The following is a 20773-nucleotide window of genomic DNA, read 5'->3' on the forward strand; positions in this document are numbered from 1 at the left end:
TCTCCGTGACCCGGCAGGCGCCGGGCCGCTATGAAGTGCGGTTGAACAGCGCCGTTGCCCCGGGTATCACGCTAGAAAGATGGGAACGCTAACTGTCACACGCGGGCGGCAACGAGCTGGATTCGGCCTAAACCGCTGCTTGTGAGGCCAGATGCTCGCTGCCCAAATCGGCTCTGCCAGCACGGCCATGGAACGACGGGAGCACGTGATTGGCCGGCATGCTGGGCCGCGTGTTTTCCGACTCAAATGCACATCAATCACCGTTGACATTTGATCAAATATCAGCGATGCTTCTCGACAATAACGAATCGACACGAGCGGGCCAACCACCGCCAGAGAGGGAAGGCCTCTTTCATGATTCTTCCGCCCTTCCGATATGTCCGGCCAGAAAGTGCACGTGATGCTGCCGCCCTCCGTAGGGAGGTGCCCGAAGCGGCAGTCCTTGCCGGCGGCCAGACGTTGATCAACGCGCTCAAGCTGGATCTGGTCACGCCGTCAGTCCTCATCGATATTCATGCGCTGGAGGAACTCCGCGGGGTTACACACTTCGACGACAGCCTCCGCATTGGGGCGGCGACAACCTACGCCGAGCTCGCCGCCGACCCTCTGGTACGCGAGACCGCCCCCGACGTCGCTGAGATGGCTGCCGGACTGGTTGATCGACAGGTCCGTAATCGGGGCACGATCGGTGGAAATGTTGCCCTCAACGACCCGACCAACAACTTCCCCCCGCTCTTGTCAGCACTCGGCGCGAGCTTCGAGACCATGGACGACAACGGCGGCTCCATCCTGCTCTCCGCGGATGAGTTCTTCCGAGGCGCCCTGTGCACTGCAGTGACGAACGGTGGTCTGCTCACCGCAGTCCACGTCCCCGCGCTCCCGGCCAGCGACGCCCTCGCGCACCGTCACATGCAGTTGGCCCGCGACTCTTGGGCGCTGGCCAGGGTTGTCGTCCGCGCTGCAGTCTCCGCCGGCACGCTCGAGGAGCCACGTGTTTTCCTAGGAGCCGTCCCTGGCTCCCCCGTCCGCCTAACTCTGGTCGAGGCAGCGATTAACGGCCGCCCGCGGACGCCGGAGACCATCACCGCGGCCTTGGCTGCATTCGACACCGAACCGTTCGAGACGGTTTCCGACACCCACGGCAGCGCCCACTATCGGCGCGCCATGGCCAAGGTGCAGCTGCGACGCGCCCTGGTCGACATCATCAAAAAGGAGCAAGCATGAGCGAACAGACTGCGGACCTGCTCGAGGGTCCGGACCTCCATGCCATCACCGTCACCGTTGATGGCGAGGCGCGCACCGGTGTGGTCCCATCCCGGAAACTGCTCGTTCACTGGCTGCGGGACGACCTCGACCGCCGCGGACCAAAGATCGGCTGCGATACGGGAAACTGCGGCGCCTGCAGCATCCGGTGGGACGGTCATCTGGTTAAATCCTGCATGATCCTCGCCGTCCAGGCCGACGGCTCCGAGGTAGAAACGGCCGCATCCCTCGCAGCGGAGGACGGCAAGCTCAACGACCTGCAGCAGAAGTTCAAAGAGCACCACGCCCTGCAGTGCGGGTATTGCACCTCAGGGATGCTCATGACCGCCGCTGACTTCCTCGCCTCCGGCGAGGAAGTCAGCGACGAATCGGTGCGCCGCGCATTGAAGGGCAACATCTGTCGCTGCACCGGCTACGAGAACATCGTTAATGCCGTTTGTGCCGCTGGCGGTATTGACGCCCCGCTACCGCATGGTCGGGACACAGAGGCTGAGGAGGCCCAGGCGTGACCGCGGCCTCCACGCGGGCGGCCGCCCGGCAGAACTTTGAAGGGCAGGCCATCCTTCGCCGCGAGGACGACCGCCTGCTTCGCGCCGAAGCTGAGTTCGCTGACGACACCCCTACCTTTCGCCTCGCTTACGTTCAGTTCGTCCGATCCCCCTATGCCCACGCCCGCATAACCAAGATCGATCTTTCCGGAGCAGCGATGGTCAAGGGCTTTGTCGGGGCTCTTACGCCCCAGGACATGGAAGAACTCAGCGACCCTTTCATCGAGTACCAAGTAGGGGCTGCCGCAGCCGAGGTAGATCGGCCGCTAGCCAGCGGGGGGAAAGTCAGGTTTGTCGGGGAGCCCGTGGTCGCGGTCGCGGCTGACTCCCGGGAGGCGGCCCGAGACGCAGCTGCCGCCGTCGTCGTCGAGTATGATCCGCTGCCCGCCGTCGTCGAAGCCCGCCGGGCTGTGGAGCCAAACGCCCCGGTTCTCCACGAAGGCATCGGGGAGAACATCTCTTGGCGAGGCGACTTCGACTTCGGCGACATCGACCACGCGCTGGAGAACGCTGACCATATTATCGAGGTCGATGAGATGCATTTCCACCGCTTTTCACCGACGCCGCTGGAAGCATTCGTCGTCTCCGTCGAATACGACGCGGGTATGGACACCTTCACCATCCAAAGCGGGTCCGCCCAGCCGCAACTGACTCTTCTGTTGATCTCTAAGGCGCTGCGCCACCCGGTTGAGAAGATCCGCATTCTTAGCAAGGACATCGGCGGATCATTCGGTGTCAAAGTAGGCATGTTCATCCCAATGGTGGTTCTGGCACTTATGGCCCGAAAGTTCCGTAGACCTGTCCGCTGGACCCAAACGCGTTCCGAGGCTCACACAGAGGGCGGCCACGGCAATGAGCGTACCTTCTCCAATATCAAGATGGCGGTGCAGAACGACGGTACTGTCCTCGGCGTCACTTACGATGCCTTGGACGACCACGGTGCCTATAGCCGCAACGAGCCCCTTGGCGCCGCCATCTGGTCCCAGGTTACAAACGCCTGTTATCAGATCAAGCACCTACGAGTGAATTGGAAGTCGGTCTACACCAACAAGGGGCCGACGCTTCCCGTGCGGGGATACTCACGCATGCAGCACTTGTGGGTTATGGAGCGTCTTTTCGACATCGCAGCCATCAAACTCAAGTTCGACCCCGTGGAGTTCCGGCTGAAGAACTACATCCAGCCGGACCAGTATCCCTTTACTACTGTCAACGAGTGCGTGTACGACTCCGGCGACCTGCCGCTGAGCTTAAGTAAAGTGCTCGAACTCATCGACTATCCCGATGCCAAGCGCCTACAGGCAGCGGCCGCCGGAACCGGCAAGCGGATCGGAATTGGGATCGGATCCACTCTCGACTCCGGTACCAACAACTTCGCCCAGTCCCGGTACATCAACCCCAACTCCGGAATGAGCGGCAACACCGAAGCCGGTTTGGTGCGGATGGGCTCTGACGGGTCAATCTTGGTCGCCACGGGCGGCGTTGCCTTTGGCCAGGGACACGAGACGACTATGGCACAAGTAGTAGCTGACAAGCTCGGTCTGCGGCCCGAGGACCTCATTACCCACCGTGGGGGTGATTCGCTGCTGGGCTCCCAGACCGGATACTCCGGCTCCTACGCCTCGCAATTCGCCGTCACGGGCATCGGCGCTCTCATCGACGCAACCAACAAGCTTGTCCACGAGATCAAGCTCGTGGCGGCCTCGCAGTTGGGCGCCGCGCCGGAGGAACTTGTGCTCGAGGACGGAATGGTCAAGGTTGTTGGTGATGAGCGGCAGATGCCAATCCAAGCCATTGGCTGGCTGGTGCATATGTCGCCTGCGGAGCTGCCTGCCGAGTTGGCCCGGACAGTTACCCTCGTTGGTCGTGGCGTGTACAACGCGCCCTTCACCTTGCCGGATGTCGAGTCCAAGAAGGGTAACCTCACCCTGACTTATGCGACTCAGGTCCACGCCGCCGTGGTGGAGATCGACGAGGAGACAGGCCAGATCACCGTTCTACGCTACGGCATAGTCGACGACTGCGGGAATCCCATCAACCCCATGATCATCCAAGGCCAGGTACAGGGCGCCGTGGCGCACGGTCTCTCGGCCGCACTCTTCGAAAACCTCCACTACACCGCTGATGGACAGTTGCTCGGCACGAACTTTTACGACTATCACGCGGCCACCGCATACGACATGCCGACGTTACGCTACGACAACGTCATCAGCCCTTCACCCTTTACACCCACCGGGGCCAAGGGAATGGGGGAAGGAGGCGGCGCGCCCCTGCACGCGCTCAGCGCCGCTGTCCAGAACGCCCTCGGCGACACTGGCATGGTTCTCGACAGCCATGTCTCGTCAGAGACCATCCTCGACCTCCTAGCGGGGGCCAACTCCGACAAGATCAAGGTGATTCGATGAAACTGGACGGCACATTCGACACCAGCGCCAGCCCCGGAACGCTGCGTTCGCTGGCCGCCTCGCCCGCAGTACTCGCCGGGGTCCCGTCATTCCGCGAGGTGGAGGTCAGCGAGGATGGATCGCTCCGGTTGGAGTACTATCCCGTCATATCCCTCGGCCCCGTCCGGTTCACGGTGACGATCACCATCGGCATAGTGACAGATTCCTCCGCCGCGATCGTAGTCCGCGCGATGCGTGGGAACAACATCGTGGAGGCCGACCTGCTGCTTACATTCCAGACAGCCGACGGCGGCTCACGGGTGCGATGGGAGGCCGAGGTCCTGCTCGGGGGAACCGCTGCGAGCGTCGGCCAGCGCGTGGGCGCGGAAATCATCGCGCGTGCGATAGGCGATGTCCTTCAGGAGGCGGCCACCGCCGCCTCGGCGAACGCTCCGGCGGGCAGCACCATATGATCGGCCCTTGGTGGAAGTCGAAATCACCCGATTGGGGCCACCTCCGCGGATGCTTTCGATGCCTCTTCTCCTTCGAAGACTGGACCCGGCCCGGCTCGACTCGAATTCTTTGGCGCAAAGTCCGACCGTTCCCATGCCCTGCAGCTCATGCGGTGGCCATTCGATGCTGTTCAACAACCCTTACTCCAAATCACCCGTCCACAGCGATGTTCAGGACGATTCCAGCGACTCAGCCGCGATCCCACCACGGACCTTGCTCGTGGACCGCGCTGGCCGCACGTCGCACGTAAGCCTCCCCCGAGCCGAGGGCAGGTTTCTCGGCCGGCCATGATGTCGACCTGAGCTGCATACAACTGTCAAGCCTCGATCACGGAGAGAACCCGCAATGCAAGACATCCTCGAAAACCTCCGCACCTGGACCGATCCCTTCGCTGTTGCGACCGTGATACGTACCTGGAAGTCGTCTCCCCGCGGCCCCGGCGCCTCAATGGCCGTCAATGCCACGGGCGAGGCGGTCGGGAGTGTCTCGGGCGGCTGCGTCGAGAGTGCCGTCTATGAGGTATGCCGGGAGGTTCTGAAGACCGGGCGTCCCCAAGTAGTGCGGTACGGCGTAACTGACAATGACGCGTTCCAAGTCGGCCTGACGTGCGGGGGAACCATCGAGTTACTCGTCCGGCGCGTCGACCCTGCCGAGCCAGGCCAACTCACGGACCTGATCGCTGCCGTCGACGCCCACCGCCCGACAGCTTTGGCCATTGTGGCTGCCGCGGAGGAAAAAAGCCTGGTGGGCCGTCATATCCTGCTCGTCGAAGGCGAGGCGCACGGCAGCACCGAGGAGGAGCGGCTGGACGCAGCGATCGCCGACGCCGCGAGCGGGGTGCTCGAGTATGGCCGCAACCAAACGGTACATCTGGGCAGGAACGGCGAGCGGCGCCCGAACGAAGTGTCGGTCTTCATTGAGTGTTTCACCCCGGCGCCGAAAATGATCGTCTTCGGGGCGATCGATTTTGCCGCTGCCGTGGCGCGGATTGGCTCGTTTCTCGGCTATCACGTAACGGTTTGCGATGCGCGCCCGGTCTTCGCCACACGGGCGCGGTTCCCGGACGTCGACGAACTAGTGGTGCGGTGGCCGCACGAGTACCTCCGGTCCGTAGTGGTCGACGCCCGTACAGTCCTGTGCGTTCTGACCCACGACCCCAAGTTCGACATACCCCTGCTCGTCGAGGCCCTGGCGGGACGCGCGGGCTATATCGGCGTCATTGGGAGCAGGCGGACGCACGCTGACCGCAACGAGGCGCTGCGCGCCGAGGGCATTAATGAGGACCAGTTGGCCCGGCTGTCCTCACCGATCGGGCTCGACCTTGGCGGGCGGACGCCGGAGGAGACGGCAGTCTCGATCGCCGCTGAGATCGTTGCTCGGCGATGGGGCGGCTCGGGTTTGCCGCTGGGCATGCTGGAGACCCCGATCCACGGTCATCCCCTGCGCACAGCCGCTATGGAGACGAGCTAAGGTCCCGGCCAGTTGCCGGCATGAGACCCGCAACTATCGTGAGCAATTGTTGTCGCGCCACCCGCACCGATCACACATTTTGGCATTGTGATACCGGGCGGCACGGACCATGCAACCCCGACTCAATAAGGTCGCAGACTTCTTCCAATCCTGGGTTAGCCTTCGTGAGCCCTGGACGTCCGAATGAGGCCTGTGAATGCCCAGCCCGAGCACACCACTTCGTACATGACACCTATAGGCGACACGAGCTTATTCATTTGTGATCGCCAAAGCGAAATACATGGCGAATGATGGCTGTCCTGATTCAAGAAGCTGTCCAATTAAATATGAACAATACCTTTGGGAAAGGACTACGATGCGAACACCAGGAAACATTGCAATCATCGGTTCCGGAATCAACTCTCTGGTGGCCGCCGCGGAACTGGCAATAGCAGGAAAAAGGGTCTGTTTAGTTGAACGTCAGGACCGGCTGGGGGGATTCATTCATTCTGCGAATCGGACCCTTCCCCGTTTCACACATGACACATATTCCTCGTACCACCCGCTCTTTGTATCTGGGGCAGCCTATAAAGCGCTCGGACAGGAGTTGCATGCCAGGGGCCTGGAGTACTGCAACTCCGAGGACGCTGTGACAGCAAGCGTTGGAAAGGACCCAGGAACCGGCAAACACAGAGTTGTTATTGCGCACAGGGACCCCCAGCGAACGGTCGAAGCTCTGACCCCCGCGGACAAGACGGCGTACTTGAGCATGCTTGAGGACCTCAAGCAAAATGAAAGCACCATTTTTGGCGCTTTCAGCGCAGAACTCCGATCACCCAAAGAAATCGCCAAACTCGCCGCCGGCGCCCTAAAACGGAACAAAATCAAAGGGAACGAACTGTTCCTCCGGGACGCTTTGATGAGCGGGCGAAACTACCTCCGTAGCCGTTTCGACAGTTGGGAGGCCGACCAACTGTGGTCCCCTTGGCTTCTTCACGCCGGCCTCAGCCCGGACAGCGCCACCGGGGGCATCATGTTGCCGGTCATGGCAGCAACCATGCACGGTTTTGGGCTTCCTGTCGTCAAAGGGGGCGCTTCGCAGTTCGTGGCCGCCTTTGAATCCCTTCTGCGCGACCATGGTGTACGCGTCCTGCTGAACACGGACGTCAAAAGGGTCCTCGTCGAGGCGGGCCAGGTCAAGGGCCTGGATACGTCTCGAGGACGAATCTCCGCAGATGCGGTCTTGGCCAACGTCTCGCCACAGATGCTCTACGGGAAGCTGATCGACGACGCACCTCCTGCCATTGCTGCGGCGGCCGCAAGGTACCAAAATGGGCGGGGGGCAATGCAGATTCACCTGGCATTGAGCAAGCCCTTGGAGTGGCTTGACCGCCGACTCAACATGGTTCCGCTGATTCATATCAGCAATGGTTCAGACAGTACCGGAATCGCCTGTGCGCAGGCAGAAGCACAGCTCCTTCCCGCGGATCCGACCATCGTTGTTGGCCAGCAGTCCTTACTCGACCCCTCGCGCTCCCCCGCAGGACAAGCGACGCTTTGGCTGCAATTGCAGGAGGTTCCGTTCGCCCCGGCAGGGGATGCCGCCGGGCTCCTCGCCGTCGCAAACGGCTGGTCTCAAGAACTGAAAACCGGGTTCATGGAACGAATTCTGGGCAAACTCGAAGAGTTCGCTCCTGGTGCCCGAGCCTCCGTTCTGGGCTGGGACATTGTCTCGCCGCAAGACTTGGCTGCGAATAACCCGAATGCAGTAAAAGGTGATCCCTACGGCGGATCGGCTGAGCTGTTCCAGAACCTTCTTTGGCGCCCATTTCCGTCTGCTGCCGGCCACCAGACCCCGGTGAAGGGGCTATGGCATATCGGAGCTTCCACGCATCCAGGTCCAGGACTGTCAGGTGGCTCAGGGCATTTGGTCACCAGAGAGCTCATTTAGAACACAATCCAGTCAAGTCAATCAACGATAATCGCTTCAGGAGAAAACATATGCGCCAACTCACGGCCTTTTCCCATGTCGGTGTCACGGTCCCGGACATCGAAGGGGCGATCCTGTGGTACCAGCGGACTTTCGGAATGAAACTGCTTGCCGGACCCATCGAAGTACTGGAAGACGGCACGGAACTTGGCAAGGCAGCTGCCGCGATCTATGGGCATGGATTCCGTCGGTTTGCTTTTGCTCACCTGGGTTGGGCTGATGGAACCGGCATTGAGCTTTTCTATTTTGAGTCTCCAAGGACTTACCGATCCAATAACACCTTCGAATACTGGAAAACAGGTATCTACCACATTGCCCTAACCGCCCCCAATTTCCAGGCGACGATTGAAAGAATCATCCAGCACGGCGGCCGGCAACGCTCTGAGGCAGTTGAAATAGACGCCGACAATGGTTACAGCATTGTCTATTGCGAAGATCCGTGGGGAACAGTAATTGAGCTATGTTCCCATCCCTACAGCGAAATGTGGGGTTAGCAGTAAGTACCCGCGGACGTTGGGTGAGGCTCGGCGGGACACGGCTTCAGATTTCCGGGGTGACGAAGGCCTCCTTGGTGGGCAGTGGATCTTTCTAGGAAAGCGCTGCACACCAAGGAGGCCTTCGTGCTCCAGGCCAACTCAATGTGACCCCAAAACGGCACCCCTGCGTCTCCACCTTCTGGAATCCGAAAGGAGCTCCTCAGATGGGATGAGGAAAATAGACCAATGGTGGCCACGTCGTTCGGGTTACATGGACGCGGCCACCATTGCTGACGAGCTGATGCTGGCTAGGAACCAGCGCCGCGGTCAATTCCTGACGGGACAACCAGTTCCACTGGAGGCTCCGGCGCTTTGAAGGCGTAGTTACGCAGGACAGGGTATAGGAAGATTACGATAATCAGACTCACGAGGAACCCCAGAGGCGTGACTCCTGTTTCTGACAGAATGGATCCAACGACGGCGGCAACGATGACGGAAATTACGCCGGCCCAGTTCACCGACTCCGCTTCACGCTCTGCCGCTGGCTGACGCTTCCTTACGATGAAGTAGTCGGCGATGATAACCCCCGCAAGAGCCGTGGTAGATACGCCGAGGATTCCCAGGAAACTGCCCAGCAGCCCCAAAATGTTGCCGGCGATCATTAGTAGTGCGATCACGTTACCCACAATAACTGCGCTAAGACGGCTCGGACTCTTTCCCGTCAGGCCTTCGGCAAGGTTGACCAGCGACAAAGAACCTGAATATGTGTTGAGTACCTGCGCCTTGATTTGGGCGACGTACATCAGGATGAATCCGACTACCCCGAAGATAATGATGAAGTAGGCGCCCGTATTGTTGGCGATCATCCAAGACACCTTTTCCGCAATGGTCTCACCCATCTGACTTTCAGCCGCCGCAGGGTTGGCGCTCAGAAAATTGGTCACGGAACTTTGGCTTGCATGGACGATAACTGCGCCGAGCACGACGACTATGACGTCGACCATGACGGCTCCCCCGAAGGCCAGAATTCCAACGTCCCGTGTCGATCTTGCGTAGCGGGCGTAGTCTGCATCCACCAGGGCGAGAGCTCCGGCACTACCGGCAAGCATCGAAACAACAAGTCCAAAGCTTGCCGCCTCGTTACCACTGCCTCCAATTGGCCCTGCGGACATGATGGCCCCCAGGGATAGAGGCGAGTTGGCCAGCGCCACCGTGGCCATTGTGACGGTGAGTACCACGAAGGCTGTAAGAAGGATGATTGAGGTCCGTTGCACTACCTTCATGCCGTAGATGGTGAGGAGAATCCAGATAACCGTCAGCACGCCATAGATCATGACGGCGTTAGCAAGGCTCGGAGTCCAACCGAACATGAAGAGTGTGCCGTAGTACAGGAGCGCGTTTTCCAAAGCAAGGAAGCCAAGGATCATGAAAGCGAAGATAAGGGAAGCGAGTACCGATCCGCGTCGCCCAAGTCCGTAGTATCGGGAAGTGACAGTGCTGGATGTGCCCGAAACATATGCGACATGGCCAACCAGCCACCCAAGGACACCGCCGAAGACTGCGACAATGACGCCGGCAAGGATTCCCCAGCCCACTCCCGCAATCATGGTAATGGCGGCTCCGATAGCCACCTGGACGAGGGTTGAAGCGATGCCTGCGCTGTTCGTCATCAACCCCCAGCCAGATTTTCTTTCCGACCGCGGAACCGGTGTGAGAGCGTGATCCTCGACCTTGACGGCGAAGGACTCACCGGAAGATGCAGGATGGTCAACTGACATTTGAAGCCTTTCTTTGGGAGGGGGGGGAACACCAGCTGGCGTCTGGCTGCACGCTACCAATCAAGGTGACATATGTCACTGGTTTTAAACGATCGCAAAATTTATTACAGAGATTTTCCCCACGGCGCCGTACCACTTCAGCACGGGCTTGAAGATCATCACGCGGGAAAGTACAGCGCCCTCGAGCGGACCGGCCGGCGTCAGTTACTGAGACATCAAAAATCGCGAGCTGCGCCCTTTTCGGGTCAAATGGAGCCGAATCGATCGCCCCGGCGAGCACTACGGGAACTGCAACGAGGGGGCACGACGAACCGCATCATGCACCGAACCCGCAGCCACAGAGCCGGAGGCTTTTTAACCGGATGATTTGGGCGTGATAGAGGTTCTGGACTGGCCGATGACCGAATGAGCGTAGCGTTCCGCCATGGGTCCTAGCAGAGCATGCAATTTCGAAAAGAGTGCTTCCGCCGCCAACCCGGACCAATTCTTGGGAAGATACTCTGCTGGCAGCCCTGGATCCATGTAAGGCAGGCGGCGCCATTGGGTCACCATGGGAACGTAATCGGCAAACGCCTGGCGCAGAGCCTCCTGGGATAAATCGCCATCATGCATGCGCCCATTCCAACGGTCCAGTACGGGACCGTACTGGTCAATAAAGTCTGCATAGAGCGAGTCCAGCGAAGGAAGGTCCCACCACTGGCCCACCTTGGATCGGATGTCCCCGACCTCCAGGTGGCCGCCACGGAAAAAATCAACGTAGTCGGAGAGCTCCGCGCCCTTCAGTTGCTGGCTAACTTCAGCGGCCAGATTCCCCGGCGCGATCCACAGTCCGGGCGAGACTTGGCCACAGCCCATCCTCACGAGGATGGTACGAATTTTGTGGCGGAGGTGCCGTTCCGACTCGGGAACTGAGAATGATGTCAGGATCCACTCGTCGTCGGGAGTGGCACGTCGGCGGGCAAAGATTCGCTCATCACCAGCGCGAAAAACGTCTTCGAGTCCAAGAGCCAGCCTGTAGGAGGCGGTCCGACCCTGCTTGAGACTCTCCAGGATTCCCCGTTTTTTCAAGCGGGAAACCGAAGAGCGCACGCCCCCGGATTCAACCCCCAGGTCGCTCAGGAGCGTGATCAGCTCCGAAACCGCAAACACCCCGCCCTCCCCGCGCGCGTAGAGACCATACACGGTCACAATGAGGTGTTGATGCCTCGGCATTGGAACGACGTCCGCAGCAATATTCTCTTGAGCCATGAATGACACCTAACGCTGGTCCCCTTGTATTTCAAGACTACAGGCGCCAGTCACGGAACCCGCTGGAACCCCGCGAAGGGGCCCTCACGGGCTAGGGATACCATCCAGCGAAGAGAGAAGGAAACCGCATATTGACATTTGATCAAACATCAAACACCCTTGTAATTGTGATACAAACTACTTTTGGAGCGCCCGATGCAAACGAGTCCGCCGAGGCAGGCGGAACTACGGATGCTCATTCGGTCATTGGTTCCCGTGGGCCCATCATTGACTTCCACGTACATCTCGCACCCTCGCTGTCAGCCGATGTTCTGACCGATCTGGGAGTCACAAAGACCAGTCGAGGCCACTACGCCTTTGATGGTCGTGTCGTCGAAATGGATGAGCTCTATCGGCCTGACGTGTTGGGCCAATTTCTTGCCGGCTGGGGCACGGACCACGGTTGCGTTTCAGTGCCACCGCCCTTTTACCGCCAGCACCTCTCTGTGGCTGAAGCAGCAGCGTGGGTTCCCGCGCTGAACGAAGGTGTCCGCCGCGCCTGCGCTGGCGATGCTCGCCTCTTACCATTGGCCTACCTTCCCCTGGAGCATCCAGGCCTGGCGGTGGCAACGGCGCGTGAACATCTTGGAACGGAAGAATTCGCTGGGTGGACAGCAGCGGCCGGCGGCAATTCCTGCGCACTGGAACATCCTGAGCTTGACGAACTCTGGGCGCTCCTTGCAGCGGACGGACGCCCATTACTTCTCCATCCAGGGAAATCGCCGGATCTCAGACTGAACAAGTACTACTTGGACAATCTTCTGGGAAACCCGGTGGAGACATCAGTGGCCGCGGCGGAACTCGTTTTCGGTGGAGTCCTAGCGAGGCATCCACACCTGCTTGTCATCCTCGCGCACTGCGGCGGTGTTTTACCCGCGGTCGCCAGCCGCTGGCAACAAGGCCAGAACACGGCCCGGCCGGGTGTAAACATTCCGTCCGGCACTGTTACCGAACTACTGCACCGCATCTACGTCGACTGTCTGGCCCATGAACCGGCCGCCATGGATCTGGCCGAGGAGGTATTTGGACAGGACCGACTGGTTCTCGGAACTGACTGGCCATTCCCTATGGGTCTTTCTGACCCATACCACGCAATGAAAAACCGATCTGGGGCCTTTATCAACAAGGTCGCGGTTGAGAACGCAGCCCGTTTGCTGGCTCACGTCCCCATACGAACACGATAGGAACTTTCCAAACCGAACCGTTCAATCCCATCAATCGAGGTGGAAAACCAACATGAAATCAATTCGTACAGGCATTTTGACCATGGCTACGGCCGCCATGCTCACGCTCGCGGCCTGTTCCATCCCCACCGGCACAGTCAGCAACACTGAACCAGCAGCCCCGTTGAAAAAGGTCACCTATTTGACCGGGTTTAATACCTTCGGCAGGGATGCCTACGCTTTTGTCGCAACGGAGAAGGGCTACTTCAGAGAAGCCGGGTTCGACGTGACCATTCAGCCAGGCACTGGAACCGTTGATGTGCTGAAGCTCGTGGCCTCAGGACGGGCGGACTATGGCGTCGGCGATTTCCAGGCGGGTGTCTTGACCATTGCCAATGAGAATCTGCCAGTCAAAGCCGTCACGGCCATCCAAGATAAGTCCCTGTCAGCCATAGCAACTGTCGAAGGATATGGCATCTCCTCGCCCGCTGACCTGGAGGGAAAGCAGATTGCAGACCAAGCAGGGTCAACAAATCAACTGATGTTTCCCGTGTACGCCAAGGCTGCCGGCGTGGACCCAAGCAAGGTCACGTTCGTACCGTCCAGCCCAGCCAGCCTTCCCCAGTTGCTGGCCAGCCATAAGGTTGACGCGATTGGCCAGTTTGTCGTTGCTGAAGGTTTGATCGAGCGTGCCACGAACGGTAAGAAAGCCGTGTTCCTACCATTCAGTGACTACCTGCCGGACCTATATGGCACCGCCCTCATGACTTCCGAAAAAACCCTCGCGGAAAAACCGAAGGAGGTCGCCGCGTTCTCAGCTGCCCTGCTCAAAGGACTGAAGTACTCATTGGCCAACCCCGAAGAAGCAGGCGAAATCCTCAAGAAGCACGTCCCAACTCAGGACGCCGCCGTCGCCGCCGATGAGATCAAGGTGATGACGCCATATGTAGGTACCCAAAACCCAAACGGTAGTTTCTCCAAATCACGCGTCCAGACGATCCTGGACATGTTCTCCAAGGCAAACGCCCTGAATCGAACAGTTCAACCGTCTGACGTAGCAGCCTTCACGATCGCGGAATAGAGCCCTCCATGATCGAAATCAACAACGTTTCGCAGACTTTCGCCACTCAAAGCGGCCAAATACACGCCCTTGCTGACATCAACCTCAGCATTGCGCGCAACGAATTTGTGACCCTGGTCGGTCGAAGCGGCTGTGGGAAATCAACCCTGCTCCGCATCATCGCTGGCCTGCAGCCGGCCACATCCGGAACCGCCAATGTAGACGGCCAAAAAATTGAGGCCCCCACATCATCAGTAAGCATGATGTTCCAGAAGCCTGCCCTATTGCCATGGCGGAACGTGGTGGAAAACATCATGCTGCCCGCGGAGATCATGCGCCTGGACAAGTCGAAAGTCAGGCAGCGTGCCGAAGAACTCCTCAGTCTGGTTGGGCTGAAGGGATTTGAAAAGAAGCTGCCTCACCAGCTATCAGGAGGCATGCAGCAGCGCGTGTCCCTCTGCCGCTCTCTGGTTCAAGAACCAAAAGTCCTCCTGATGGACGAACCCTTCTCCGCTCTAGACGCCCTTACGCGCGAAGAACTCTCCGGCGAACTGCAGCGAATCGTCATGGAGCAGGAAACCACCATCGTTTTTGTTACGCACTCGATTGAAGAAGCAGTCCTCCTGGCCGACCGGGTGGTTGTCATGAGTCCGCGTCCAGGGAGGATCCAGGAAGTGGTGCCAGTCGACATACAGCGTCCACGATCCCTGGGTCACAACGACAATGCGGCTGCAGTGACCGGAGTCAGCGCCCGGCTCCATGATCTGCTCATGGATCCTGCTTTAGGAGTGGCAAAACGATGATCGAAAACACAACGAACCCATCTATCCCGTTGGTGCGGGCTAAGGGATCCGTTCGAAATCGCATCAGCGCCATACTGCTGCCCTTTCTCGGCATGGTCGCCGTTGTCGCATTATGGTGGATCGCCGTTGCAGGCTTGAGGATCGAAAAGTTCCTGCTGCCGTCGCCCGCAGACGTCGTCGACTCTTTCCTAAAGAACCCTCAATTCCTGCTGCTCCAGAGTCTGGTAACACTCTGGGAAACCATCCAGGGGTTCATCCTTGCCATACTCATCGGTGTACCGGCAGCAATGGCAATTGCATCGTCACGATTGCTGGAACGGACGGTCTATCCTTTGCTGCTGGGCATCAACGCCGTACCGAAGGTGGCCATCGCACCTTTGTTGGTTGTCTGGATGGGATTTGGTCAAGAGCCAAAGGTAGTCATGGTCATGTTGCTGTGCTTTTTCCCCATCGTGCTCTCGACCACGGCCGGACTGCGGTCTACTCCCACGGAACTCATTGAACTGGGCCTATCCATGCGAGCTTCACGCCTTCAAATGTTCATGAAATTCCGGTTTCCCTTTGCCACGGAGCAAATCTTCGTGGGACTAAAGACGGCTATTTCTCTGGCGGTGATCGGTGCCGTTATTGGGGAGTTCGTAGGGGCAAATGCCGGACTTGGCTATGTGATCGTCCAATCCGGCGCTAGCGCAGATACGTCTCAAGCCTTTGCCTGCATCGTACTCCTCGCCCTCATCAGCATCGGTCTCTTTTACCTGCTCGTCGCCTTGGAGAGGCTTTTGATCCCATGGTCCGAAAGCAACCGCTCCTAGTTCAGCTGCCCAGTACAGGAGCGCGGCAAGACGGAAAAACTCAAGTCAACTTATAAGGAACACGCATGAGTCATACACAATATTTCGAAGTCGATTGTCTGATCGACGCTGCCTCAGCCATCTTTGTCGGAGCCGGGGTTGCTCCCGTGGATGCCCGGATCGTTGCGGCAAACCTCGTCGAGTCGGAGGCCAGAGGAGTTCCCTCGCACGGTTTGATGCTGCTTCCGATGTATTTGGACCGCCTGCGTGATGGGTCTGTCATTGCAACCGGCCGTGGCGAGGTTGTCAGCGATCAAGGTGCCGTTTCAGTGCTCGATGCGGGCCACAGGCTCGGGCAAGTGACCGGTGTCTGGGCCATGGAGCTGGCCATCGGAAAAGCCCGGAGCTTCGGGCTGGGCGCAGTGGCCGTCCGCAACGCGTTCCATTTCGGTGGAGCGTTCTCGTACGCCGTGCAGGCAGCGAATCAGGGCATGATCGGAATTGCAGCCGCGAACACTCGCCCCCTAATGCCGGCCCCTGGTGGCGCCAAAGCGGTGGTGGGCAACAACCCGCTTGCTTTCGCCGTACCGCAGTCCGGTGGTAGTCCCATCGTCTTGGATATGGCCTTGTCCGAAGCGGCGCTGGGAAAGATCCGTCTAGCCGCCGCGGAAGGAAGAGAGATCCCACCAACGTGGGCTTCGGACGTCTTCGGTGTCCCCACCACCGATCCATCAGCGGCCCTCGCCGGGCTCCTGCTCCCCATGGGCGGCCCCAAAGGCTACGGTTTGGCTTTGATCGTGGACCTGCTGACAGGCGCACTCTCCGGGGGTGGTTTTGGCCAAGGCGTGCGAGGCCTCTATGCAGATACGGCCGTGCCTAACAACGCTGCACATTTCTTCTTGGCACTTGACCCCTCACGATTCAGCGTGGGGTTTGACGAGCGCGCCAAAGAGCTTGCCAGCGAAATAAAGGCCTCACCGACCGCCCCTGGTGTCGATTGCGTTTTCCTACCTGGAGAAATCGAAGACCAGCGCGCTCAAGCAGCGCGCACAAATGGAATTCGGCTGGAAGCAACTGTTTTCCACACTCTATTGGCCAGTGCCAAACGAGTCGGCGTGACAACGATGCTGCCCGTGTGATGGCCCCTTCAGCCACCTCCCAGAAGCAGCACGACGCAGAAATTTCACTAATTGCTGCGGCAAGGCGCTACCGCTCCCGTCCTGTTGTCGACGAGCGGTCCACTCTTTGTCGCTCGTTCGGCACACCCGTTCTTGGGAGACAAAAATGAACCCCACTACTTGGAAGGAAACACATGGCATCCGCCATCACCACTGAAAAACCCGTAGTCATTGCCGGCGGAGGTCCGGTCGGGCTCATCACCGCTCTGGGCCTGGTGCAGCAGGGCGTGCCCGTTCTTGTCTTGGAGGAGGACAGTTCCCTCTCAATGGACACCAAAGCCGGCACAGTCCTCACCCGAAGCCTGGAAGTACTGGACCGCTTCAACTCGTTGGAGCCAGTACTGGCCGCCTCCGTGAGAATCGATGAAATTGGCGAAGCAGACCGCGCCTCAGACAAGGCTTCCCTGTCCGTCATGACCAGCGAGCTTTTTACTGAAACCCGGTTCCCGTTTGTCATTAATATCCCCCAACATCAGCTGGAACCGGTTTTGCGTGACACTCTTGCCCAGAAAGCTCCCGGGTCGCTGCGAATGAACCACCGGGTCACTGGATTCGTTCAGGACGGCGACAGCGTGGTGGTCCACGTCGACACTCCCACCGGGCCAAAGTTCGTTGAAGCCTCCTATCTGCTCGCTTGTGATGGTGGGCGCTCAACCATCCGCGAAAAACTGGGCATCACAGTGGAAGGCAAGACCCTATCCGAGCGCTACATGCTCATCGATCTCGAAGCCGATCTGGACATCGAGTCCCCCCGCGACTACCCCTATCTGTCCTACTTCGGAGACGCAAGCGAATGGATGATACTCGTCCGCCAACCGCACTGCTGGCGCTTCATCTTCCCGCTGGCAGAGAACGCTGAAGAACCCACGCCGGAGGAGCTCCAGCAGAAGGTGCTCCGATTTATCGGCGACGTCAACACGACGGTTATCGGCACAAACATCTATAGCGTCCACCACCGTGTCGCCAGCACATGGCGGGACCGGCGAATCTTCCTCATGGGCGATGCCGCACATCTGATCACCCCCATGTGGGCGCTCGGTCTGAACACCGGTGTCCTGGATGCTTCGAATCTCCCTTGGCGTCTCGGCTGGGTTCACCGAGGCTGGGCCGATGAATCACTGCTCGATGGATACTCCAAGGAACAAGCCCCTCTGGCCGTCAGCGGATCCGCCGCCATGGCTGAAGCCGCACGGATGCGCATGTCCCGTTTCGACGGCGCCGAAGATGTCATGCCAGACGACGGCGCCTGGGGCAACGCAATGACCAGGACGCTCCTGGGCGTCACCCTGGATGTCGCTGGAAGCGGAAACTGGCAGATCATCAAGACCGGATCCGAACCACAACCATTGCACGTAGGCGACCGATCCCCGGACATGCCGCTCTTTGACGGCCACCGAGAACGTTTCCTCCATGAACTGTGCCGCGACACCTTCGTGGCCCTCTACTTCACCGATGCCCGGCGGGGCCCCACCATACCCGACCAGAAATACGCCGGACTCCGCCACTACGTCGTAAGCCGCTGGGACGCACCGCTCGACTCAGGTTTGCGGCACAAAGCACTTTTCGATCCTGGGGACCGCGTCCGACGCCGCTACGGCATCACAACAGACACCCTGGTCCTCCTACGACCAGATGGTCACATCGCCGCGATCGAGCCCTGGGATCCGACCGGTTCCGGCGTTGCCGAAGCAGCAACGAGACACTACACCGAGATCGTGGGAAAGCCGAGGAACATCTAGATGGCCAGAGGCGACAAAATCAGACTTGAACAGGGAACAACCGTCACGCTTGGCGACGTCGGCCAGGAAATCCTTCTCGAAAACGACTACACCAGAGTCTGGGAAATTGTGCTCGAGCCTGGCGAAAGCCAACCATGGCACCTACACCACAACCCCTACCTCGTCATCGCGATCGAAGCTGCCGACAACCGAATCACCTACGGAGATGGCACCTATCGTGACGTACACGAAAGCGTGGGACGCACCATTTCGATGGACCCATCCCCCGTTCATATGCTCACCAACATAGGGTCCACTCGGTATGTCAGCAGGTTGATCGAGTTCAAGGATCAGGGAGAAAACCTCCCGGGAGGATGGAAAAGTGCAGAGTAGCGCTCAAACCAATGGCCTTAGCGAGACTCCCCCTTGCCCGCCAGATGTGCCCCGCCAGGAATGGCAAAACAATCTATCGGAGCCTGCGCTCTACGGTGGAGTAGCCCCGGACCGGTCTCGTGAAGCGGAAGCACTCGGACCTGAGGGTCAAGCGATGTTTCGATTCCGCGAGATCCTCGTACAGACGGGCGACCTTGAATGGCTGGACAAAACTCTCGCCGGCCTCAGCCACAAGCCGCTATGGCGCAATGAAGAAACCGGCGCTTCAATCTCCTTGGTCCGTTTCACAAAAGGCTCCGGTATCCCACTAAGGCACTCACACGCATCGAACCAGTTCATGTTCTGCATTGCCGGACGATACACCTACACCTCAACCAAGTTGACGTTGACCCCGGGCTCCTTTTACTGGAACCCCAAGGGTTGCCTGCACGGGCCCACGCTCGCCGAAGAGGACAGTGTGCTGCTGGAGTTTTACGACGGCCCCCACTATCCGACTCAGCCCGAGTGGTATAGCAGTGAGTCCGACACCATCTGACATTCCATCCTCGCCCCCACTCAAACAGGAGTACCCATGCCAAAAGAAATCATTACATCTGCAAAACTTGCCACCCCGAATGGCCACTTTGCACAAGCCACGATCGCAAAGGCGCAAGGAAGGCTGTTGTTCATATCCGGAATGACGGCACGTAACGTTAACGGCACCGTCACGGGCATCGGCGACATCTCCGCGCAAACACATCAAGTGTGTCAGAATCTACAGGCCGCCGTGGAGGAGGCAGGCGGAACCCTGGACGACATAGCCCGTGTGGATGTCTACGTCCGCAATATGGAGGACTTCGATGCGATCCACGCAGTTCGCAAGCGATACTTCACCGGTGATGCACCGGCGTCGACCATGGTCGAGGTGTCCAAGTTTGTCAACAAGGACTATCTGATAGAGATTAACGCGATAGCGGTCCTGGCCGAACCCTCATCAACGGAGGGAAGTCCCTCATGAGAATTGCAGCCGTCCTTCATGAAGACTCATGGCGAATCGGTGTGGTAACCCCGGAAACCGGTACTGTCGGTATCCTTCCGGCGTCGGCGGGAACTGTGGACGACGTGGTGAGGTCAGGTAACCTGCCTCAGCCCGGTCCGTTCGACGTTGTGCTCGACATAGAGAAAGCACGGTTCGGAGCACCCATCCAACGCTTCACCAAGAACATCTTCTGCGTCGGGTGGAATTATTGGGAGCACTTCGAGGAATCCGCAGGTAAACGCGAAGGCCAGGAACCAGCAGGCCGCCCGGAGCATCCAACGTTTTTCACGAAGGCTCCCAACACAGCCATCGGCCCTCAGGACGGAATCTCCGTGGACAGCGACTTGAGCAGAAAATGGGACTACGAGGCCGAAGTCGCGATAGTCATCGGCAAGGGCGGCCGATCGATTCCTGAAGCCCATGCTGCCCAACATATTTACGGATACATGCTCGCCAATGACGTCTCCGCCCGGGACATTCAACGAGCACACGGAGGCCAATGGTTCAAGGGTAAATCGATCGACAAGACCATGCCCATGGGGCCTTGGATCACTACAGCTGATCAGATAGTGGCGCCACGGGATATCCTGCTTGAATGCGTGCTCAACGGAAAGGTCCTACAAAGCGCATCCACATCTCTGATGGCTTTTTCCTTTGCCCGCATCATCAGCGAACTGAGCCTCGGCCTGACTCTGGAACCCGGGGATGTCATTCTGACGGGCACCCCAGCCGGAATTGGGAACGCCCGTGATCCACAGGTTTTCCTTCAGCCCGGCGATGAACTAATCACAAGAGCAGCGGGCCTGGGCCAGCTGCGAAACACCGTTGCGTCTATAGCGCTGGTCTGACCAGTGTGGCGGGGGCGGGGGCCACCGGCCGGCGCCCCCCAAAAAAAAAAAAAAACCCCAAAAAAAAAAAATGGGGGGGGGGGTGTGGGGTTGTGGTTTTAAGTAGGGGTGAAAAA

General features: G+C 59.1%; 19 protein-coding genes. 17 read left to right on the top strand and 2 right to left on the bottom strand.

What is annotated here, in order from left to right; translation table 11 throughout:
- The first annotated feature begins 354 nt into the window (after positions 1–354).
- The 7 genes from ACFRJ9_RS14040 (at position 355) to ACFRJ9_RS14070 (ending at position 8638) form a co-directional block, all read left to right on the top strand.
- Positions 355–1224, top strand: coding sequence for an FAD binding domain-containing protein (locus tag ACFRJ9_RS14040; RefSeq protein WP_377668941.1), 870 nt, complete (start codon positions 355–357; stop codon positions 1222–1224).
- The gene (locus ACFRJ9_RS14045; protein ID WP_377668943.1) at positions 1221–1772 is read left to right on the top strand and encodes a (2Fe-2S)-binding protein; all 552 of its coding nucleotides are present in this window, start codon (positions 1221–1223) and stop codon (positions 1770–1772) included. Before ACFRJ9_RS14040 ends, ACFRJ9_RS14045 begins: the two co-directional genes overlap by 4 nt.
- Entirely contained in the window at positions 1769–4213 is a 2445-nt protein-coding gene (locus ACFRJ9_RS14050; RefSeq protein WP_377668945.1) for a xanthine dehydrogenase family protein molybdopterin-binding subunit, read from the top strand. The genes ACFRJ9_RS14045 and ACFRJ9_RS14050 overlap by 4 nt, the downstream gene beginning before the upstream one ends.
- A complete protein-coding gene (locus ACFRJ9_RS14055; protein ID WP_377668948.1) occupies positions 4210–4665 on the top strand; it encodes a CoxG family protein in 456 nt (151 codons plus the stop codon). The genes ACFRJ9_RS14050 and ACFRJ9_RS14055 overlap by 4 nt, the downstream gene beginning before the upstream one ends.
- 385 nt (positions 4666–5050) lie before the next feature.
- Positions 5051–6175, top strand: a complete 1125-nt coding sequence (locus ACFRJ9_RS14060; protein ID WP_377668951.1) for an XdhC family protein — start codon at positions 5051–5053, stop codon at positions 6173–6175.
- Between the two features lie 355 nt (positions 6176–6530).
- Complete coding sequence (locus ACFRJ9_RS14065; RefSeq protein ID WP_377668953.1) at positions 6531–8105, top strand: phytoene desaturase family protein; 1575 nt, start codon at positions 6531–6533, stop codon at positions 8103–8105.
- A gap of 50 nt (positions 8106–8155) precedes the next feature.
- The gene (locus tag ACFRJ9_RS14070; protein WP_377668956.1) at positions 8156–8638 is read left to right on the top strand and encodes a VOC family protein; all 483 of its coding nucleotides are present in this window, start codon (positions 8156–8158) and stop codon (positions 8636–8638) included.
- A gap of 290 nt (positions 8639–8928) precedes the next feature.
- On the opposite strand, the gene ACFRJ9_RS14075 is transcribed toward ACFRJ9_RS14070, so the two are convergent.
- Both ACFRJ9_RS14075 and ACFRJ9_RS14080 read right to left on the bottom strand, forming a co-directional pair.
- On the bottom strand, positions 8929–10398 hold the full coding sequence (locus ACFRJ9_RS14075; protein WP_377668959.1) for a purine-cytosine permease family protein: 1470 nt from the start codon (positions 10396–10398) through the stop codon (positions 8929–8931).
- 354 nt (positions 10399–10752) lie between these two features.
- Positions 10753–11646, bottom strand: coding sequence for a PaaX family transcriptional regulator C-terminal domain-containing protein (locus tag ACFRJ9_RS14080; RefSeq protein WP_377669259.1), 894 nt, complete (start codon positions 11644–11646; stop codon positions 10753–10755).
- A 131-nt stretch (positions 11647–11777) separates the two neighbouring features.
- Between ACFRJ9_RS14080 and ACFRJ9_RS14085 the strand changes: the two genes are divergently transcribed.
- The 10 genes from ACFRJ9_RS14085 to ACFRJ9_RS14130 all read left to right on the top strand — a co-directional run bounded on the left by ACFRJ9_RS14085 (position 11778) and on the right by ACFRJ9_RS14130 (position 20657).
- Positions 11778–12869: an amidohydrolase family protein gene (locus tag ACFRJ9_RS14085; RefSeq protein WP_377668961.1), complete on the top strand. Its 1092-nt coding sequence runs from the start codon at positions 11778–11780 to the stop codon at positions 12867–12869.
- Positions 12870–13032: 163 nt separating this feature from the next.
- Positions 13033–13929: an ABC transporter substrate-binding protein gene (locus ACFRJ9_RS14090; RefSeq protein WP_377668964.1), complete on the top strand. Its 897-nt coding sequence runs from the start codon at positions 13033–13035 to the stop codon at positions 13927–13929.
- A gap of 8 nt (positions 13930–13937) precedes the next feature.
- Positions 13938–14711 carry an ABC transporter ATP-binding protein gene (locus ACFRJ9_RS14095; protein WP_377668967.1) on the top strand — a complete coding sequence of 258 codons (774 nt, stop codon included), beginning with the start codon at positions 13938–13940 and terminating at the stop codon, positions 14709–14711.
- Positions 14708–15523 (top strand): ABC transporter permease, encoded by an 816-nt coding sequence (locus ACFRJ9_RS14100; RefSeq protein WP_377668969.1) that lies wholly within the window; start codon positions 14708–14710, stop codon positions 15521–15523. Before ACFRJ9_RS14095 ends, ACFRJ9_RS14100 begins: the two co-directional genes overlap by 4 nt.
- A gap of 65 nt (positions 15524–15588) precedes the next feature.
- Positions 15589–16641, top strand: coding sequence for an Ldh family oxidoreductase (locus ACFRJ9_RS14105; RefSeq protein ID WP_377668971.1), 1053 nt, complete (start codon positions 15589–15591; stop codon positions 16639–16641).
- A gap of 173 nt (positions 16642–16814) precedes the next feature.
- The gene (locus ACFRJ9_RS14110) at positions 16815–18419 is read left to right on the top strand and encodes an FAD-dependent monooxygenase (protein ID WP_377668974.1); all 1605 of its coding nucleotides are present in this window, start codon (positions 16815–16817) and stop codon (positions 18417–18419) included.
- Complete coding sequence (locus ACFRJ9_RS14115) at positions 18420–18791, top strand: hypothetical protein (protein ID WP_377668977.1); 372 nt, start codon at positions 18420–18422, stop codon at positions 18789–18791. It begins immediately after the preceding gene.
- A 154-nt stretch (positions 18792–18945) separates the two neighbouring features.
- Positions 18946–19326, top strand: a complete 381-nt coding sequence (locus tag ACFRJ9_RS14120; RefSeq protein ID WP_377668980.1) for a cupin domain-containing protein — start codon at positions 18946–18948, stop codon at positions 19324–19326.
- A gap of 36 nt (positions 19327–19362) precedes the next feature.
- Complete coding sequence (locus tag ACFRJ9_RS14125; protein WP_377668982.1) at positions 19363–19788, top strand: RidA family protein; 426 nt, start codon at positions 19363–19365, stop codon at positions 19786–19788.
- Positions 19785–20657 carry a fumarylacetoacetate hydrolase family protein gene (locus ACFRJ9_RS14130; RefSeq protein ID WP_377668985.1) on the top strand — a complete coding sequence of 291 codons (873 nt, stop codon included), beginning with the start codon at positions 19785–19787 and terminating at the stop codon, positions 20655–20657. The genes ACFRJ9_RS14125 and ACFRJ9_RS14130 overlap by 4 nt, the downstream gene beginning before the upstream one ends.
- Positions 20658–20773: the final 116 nt, after the last annotated feature.

Source organism: Paenarthrobacter sp. NPDC056912, assembly GCF_042786555.1.
GTDB lineage: Bacteria > Actinomycetota > Actinomycetes > Actinomycetales > Micrococcaceae > Arthrobacter.

Bases quoted from the DNA above. Each gene is read 5' to 3' on its own strand.
- ACFRJ9_RS14060 (WP_377668951.1), top strand. From the start codon at position 5,051: ATGCAAGACATCCTCGAAAACCTCCGCACCTGGACCGATCCCTTCGCT.
- ACFRJ9_RS14055 (WP_377668948.1), top strand. From the start codon at position 4,210: ATGAAACTGGACGGCACATTCGACACCAGCGCCAGCCCCGGAACGCTG.
- ACFRJ9_RS14115 (WP_377668977.1), top strand. From the start codon at position 18,420: ATGGCCAGAGGCGACAAAATCAGACTTGAACAGGGAACAACCGTCACG.
- ACFRJ9_RS14100 (WP_377668969.1), top strand. From the start codon at position 14,708: ATGATCGAAAACACAACGAACCCATCTATCCCGTTGGTGCGGGCTAAG.
- ACFRJ9_RS14075 (WP_377668959.1), bottom strand. From the start codon at position 10,398: ATGTCAGTTGACCATCCTGCATCTTCCGGTGAGTCCTTCGCCGTCAAG.
- ACFRJ9_RS14095 (WP_377668967.1), top strand. From the start codon at position 13,938: ATGATCGAAATCAACAACGTTTCGCAGACTTTCGCCACTCAAAGCGGC.
- ACFRJ9_RS14070 (WP_377668956.1), top strand. From the start codon at position 8,156: ATGCGCCAACTCACGGCCTTTTCCCATGTCGGTGTCACGGTCCCGGAC.
- ACFRJ9_RS14080 (WP_377669259.1), bottom strand. From the start codon at position 11,646: ATGGCTCAAGAGAATATTGCTGCGGACGTCGTTCCAATGCCGAGGCAT.
- ACFRJ9_RS14045 (WP_377668943.1), top strand. From the start codon at position 1,221: ATGAGCGAACAGACTGCGGACCTGCTCGAGGGTCCGGACCTCCATGCC.
- ACFRJ9_RS14065 (WP_377668953.1), top strand. From the start codon at position 6,531: ATGCGAACACCAGGAAACATTGCAATCATCGGTTCCGGAATCAACTCT.
- ACFRJ9_RS14130 (WP_377668985.1), top strand. From the start codon at position 19,785: ATGAGAATTGCAGCCGTCCTTCATGAAGACTCATGGCGAATCGGTGTG.
- ACFRJ9_RS14105 (WP_377668971.1), top strand. From the start codon at position 15,589: ATGAGTCATACACAATATTTCGAAGTCGATTGTCTGATCGACGCTGCC.
- ACFRJ9_RS14040 (WP_377668941.1), top strand. From the start codon at position 355: ATGATTCTTCCGCCCTTCCGATATGTCCGGCCAGAAAGTGCACGTGAT.
- ACFRJ9_RS14110 (WP_377668974.1), top strand. From the start codon at position 16,815: ATGGCATCCGCCATCACCACTGAAAAACCCGTAGTCATTGCCGGCGGA.
- ACFRJ9_RS14125 (WP_377668982.1), top strand. From the start codon at position 19,363: ATGCCAAAAGAAATCATTACATCTGCAAAACTTGCCACCCCGAATGGC.
- ACFRJ9_RS14120 (WP_377668980.1), top strand. From the start codon at position 18,946: ATGTTTCGATTCCGCGAGATCCTCGTACAGACGGGCGACCTTGAATGG.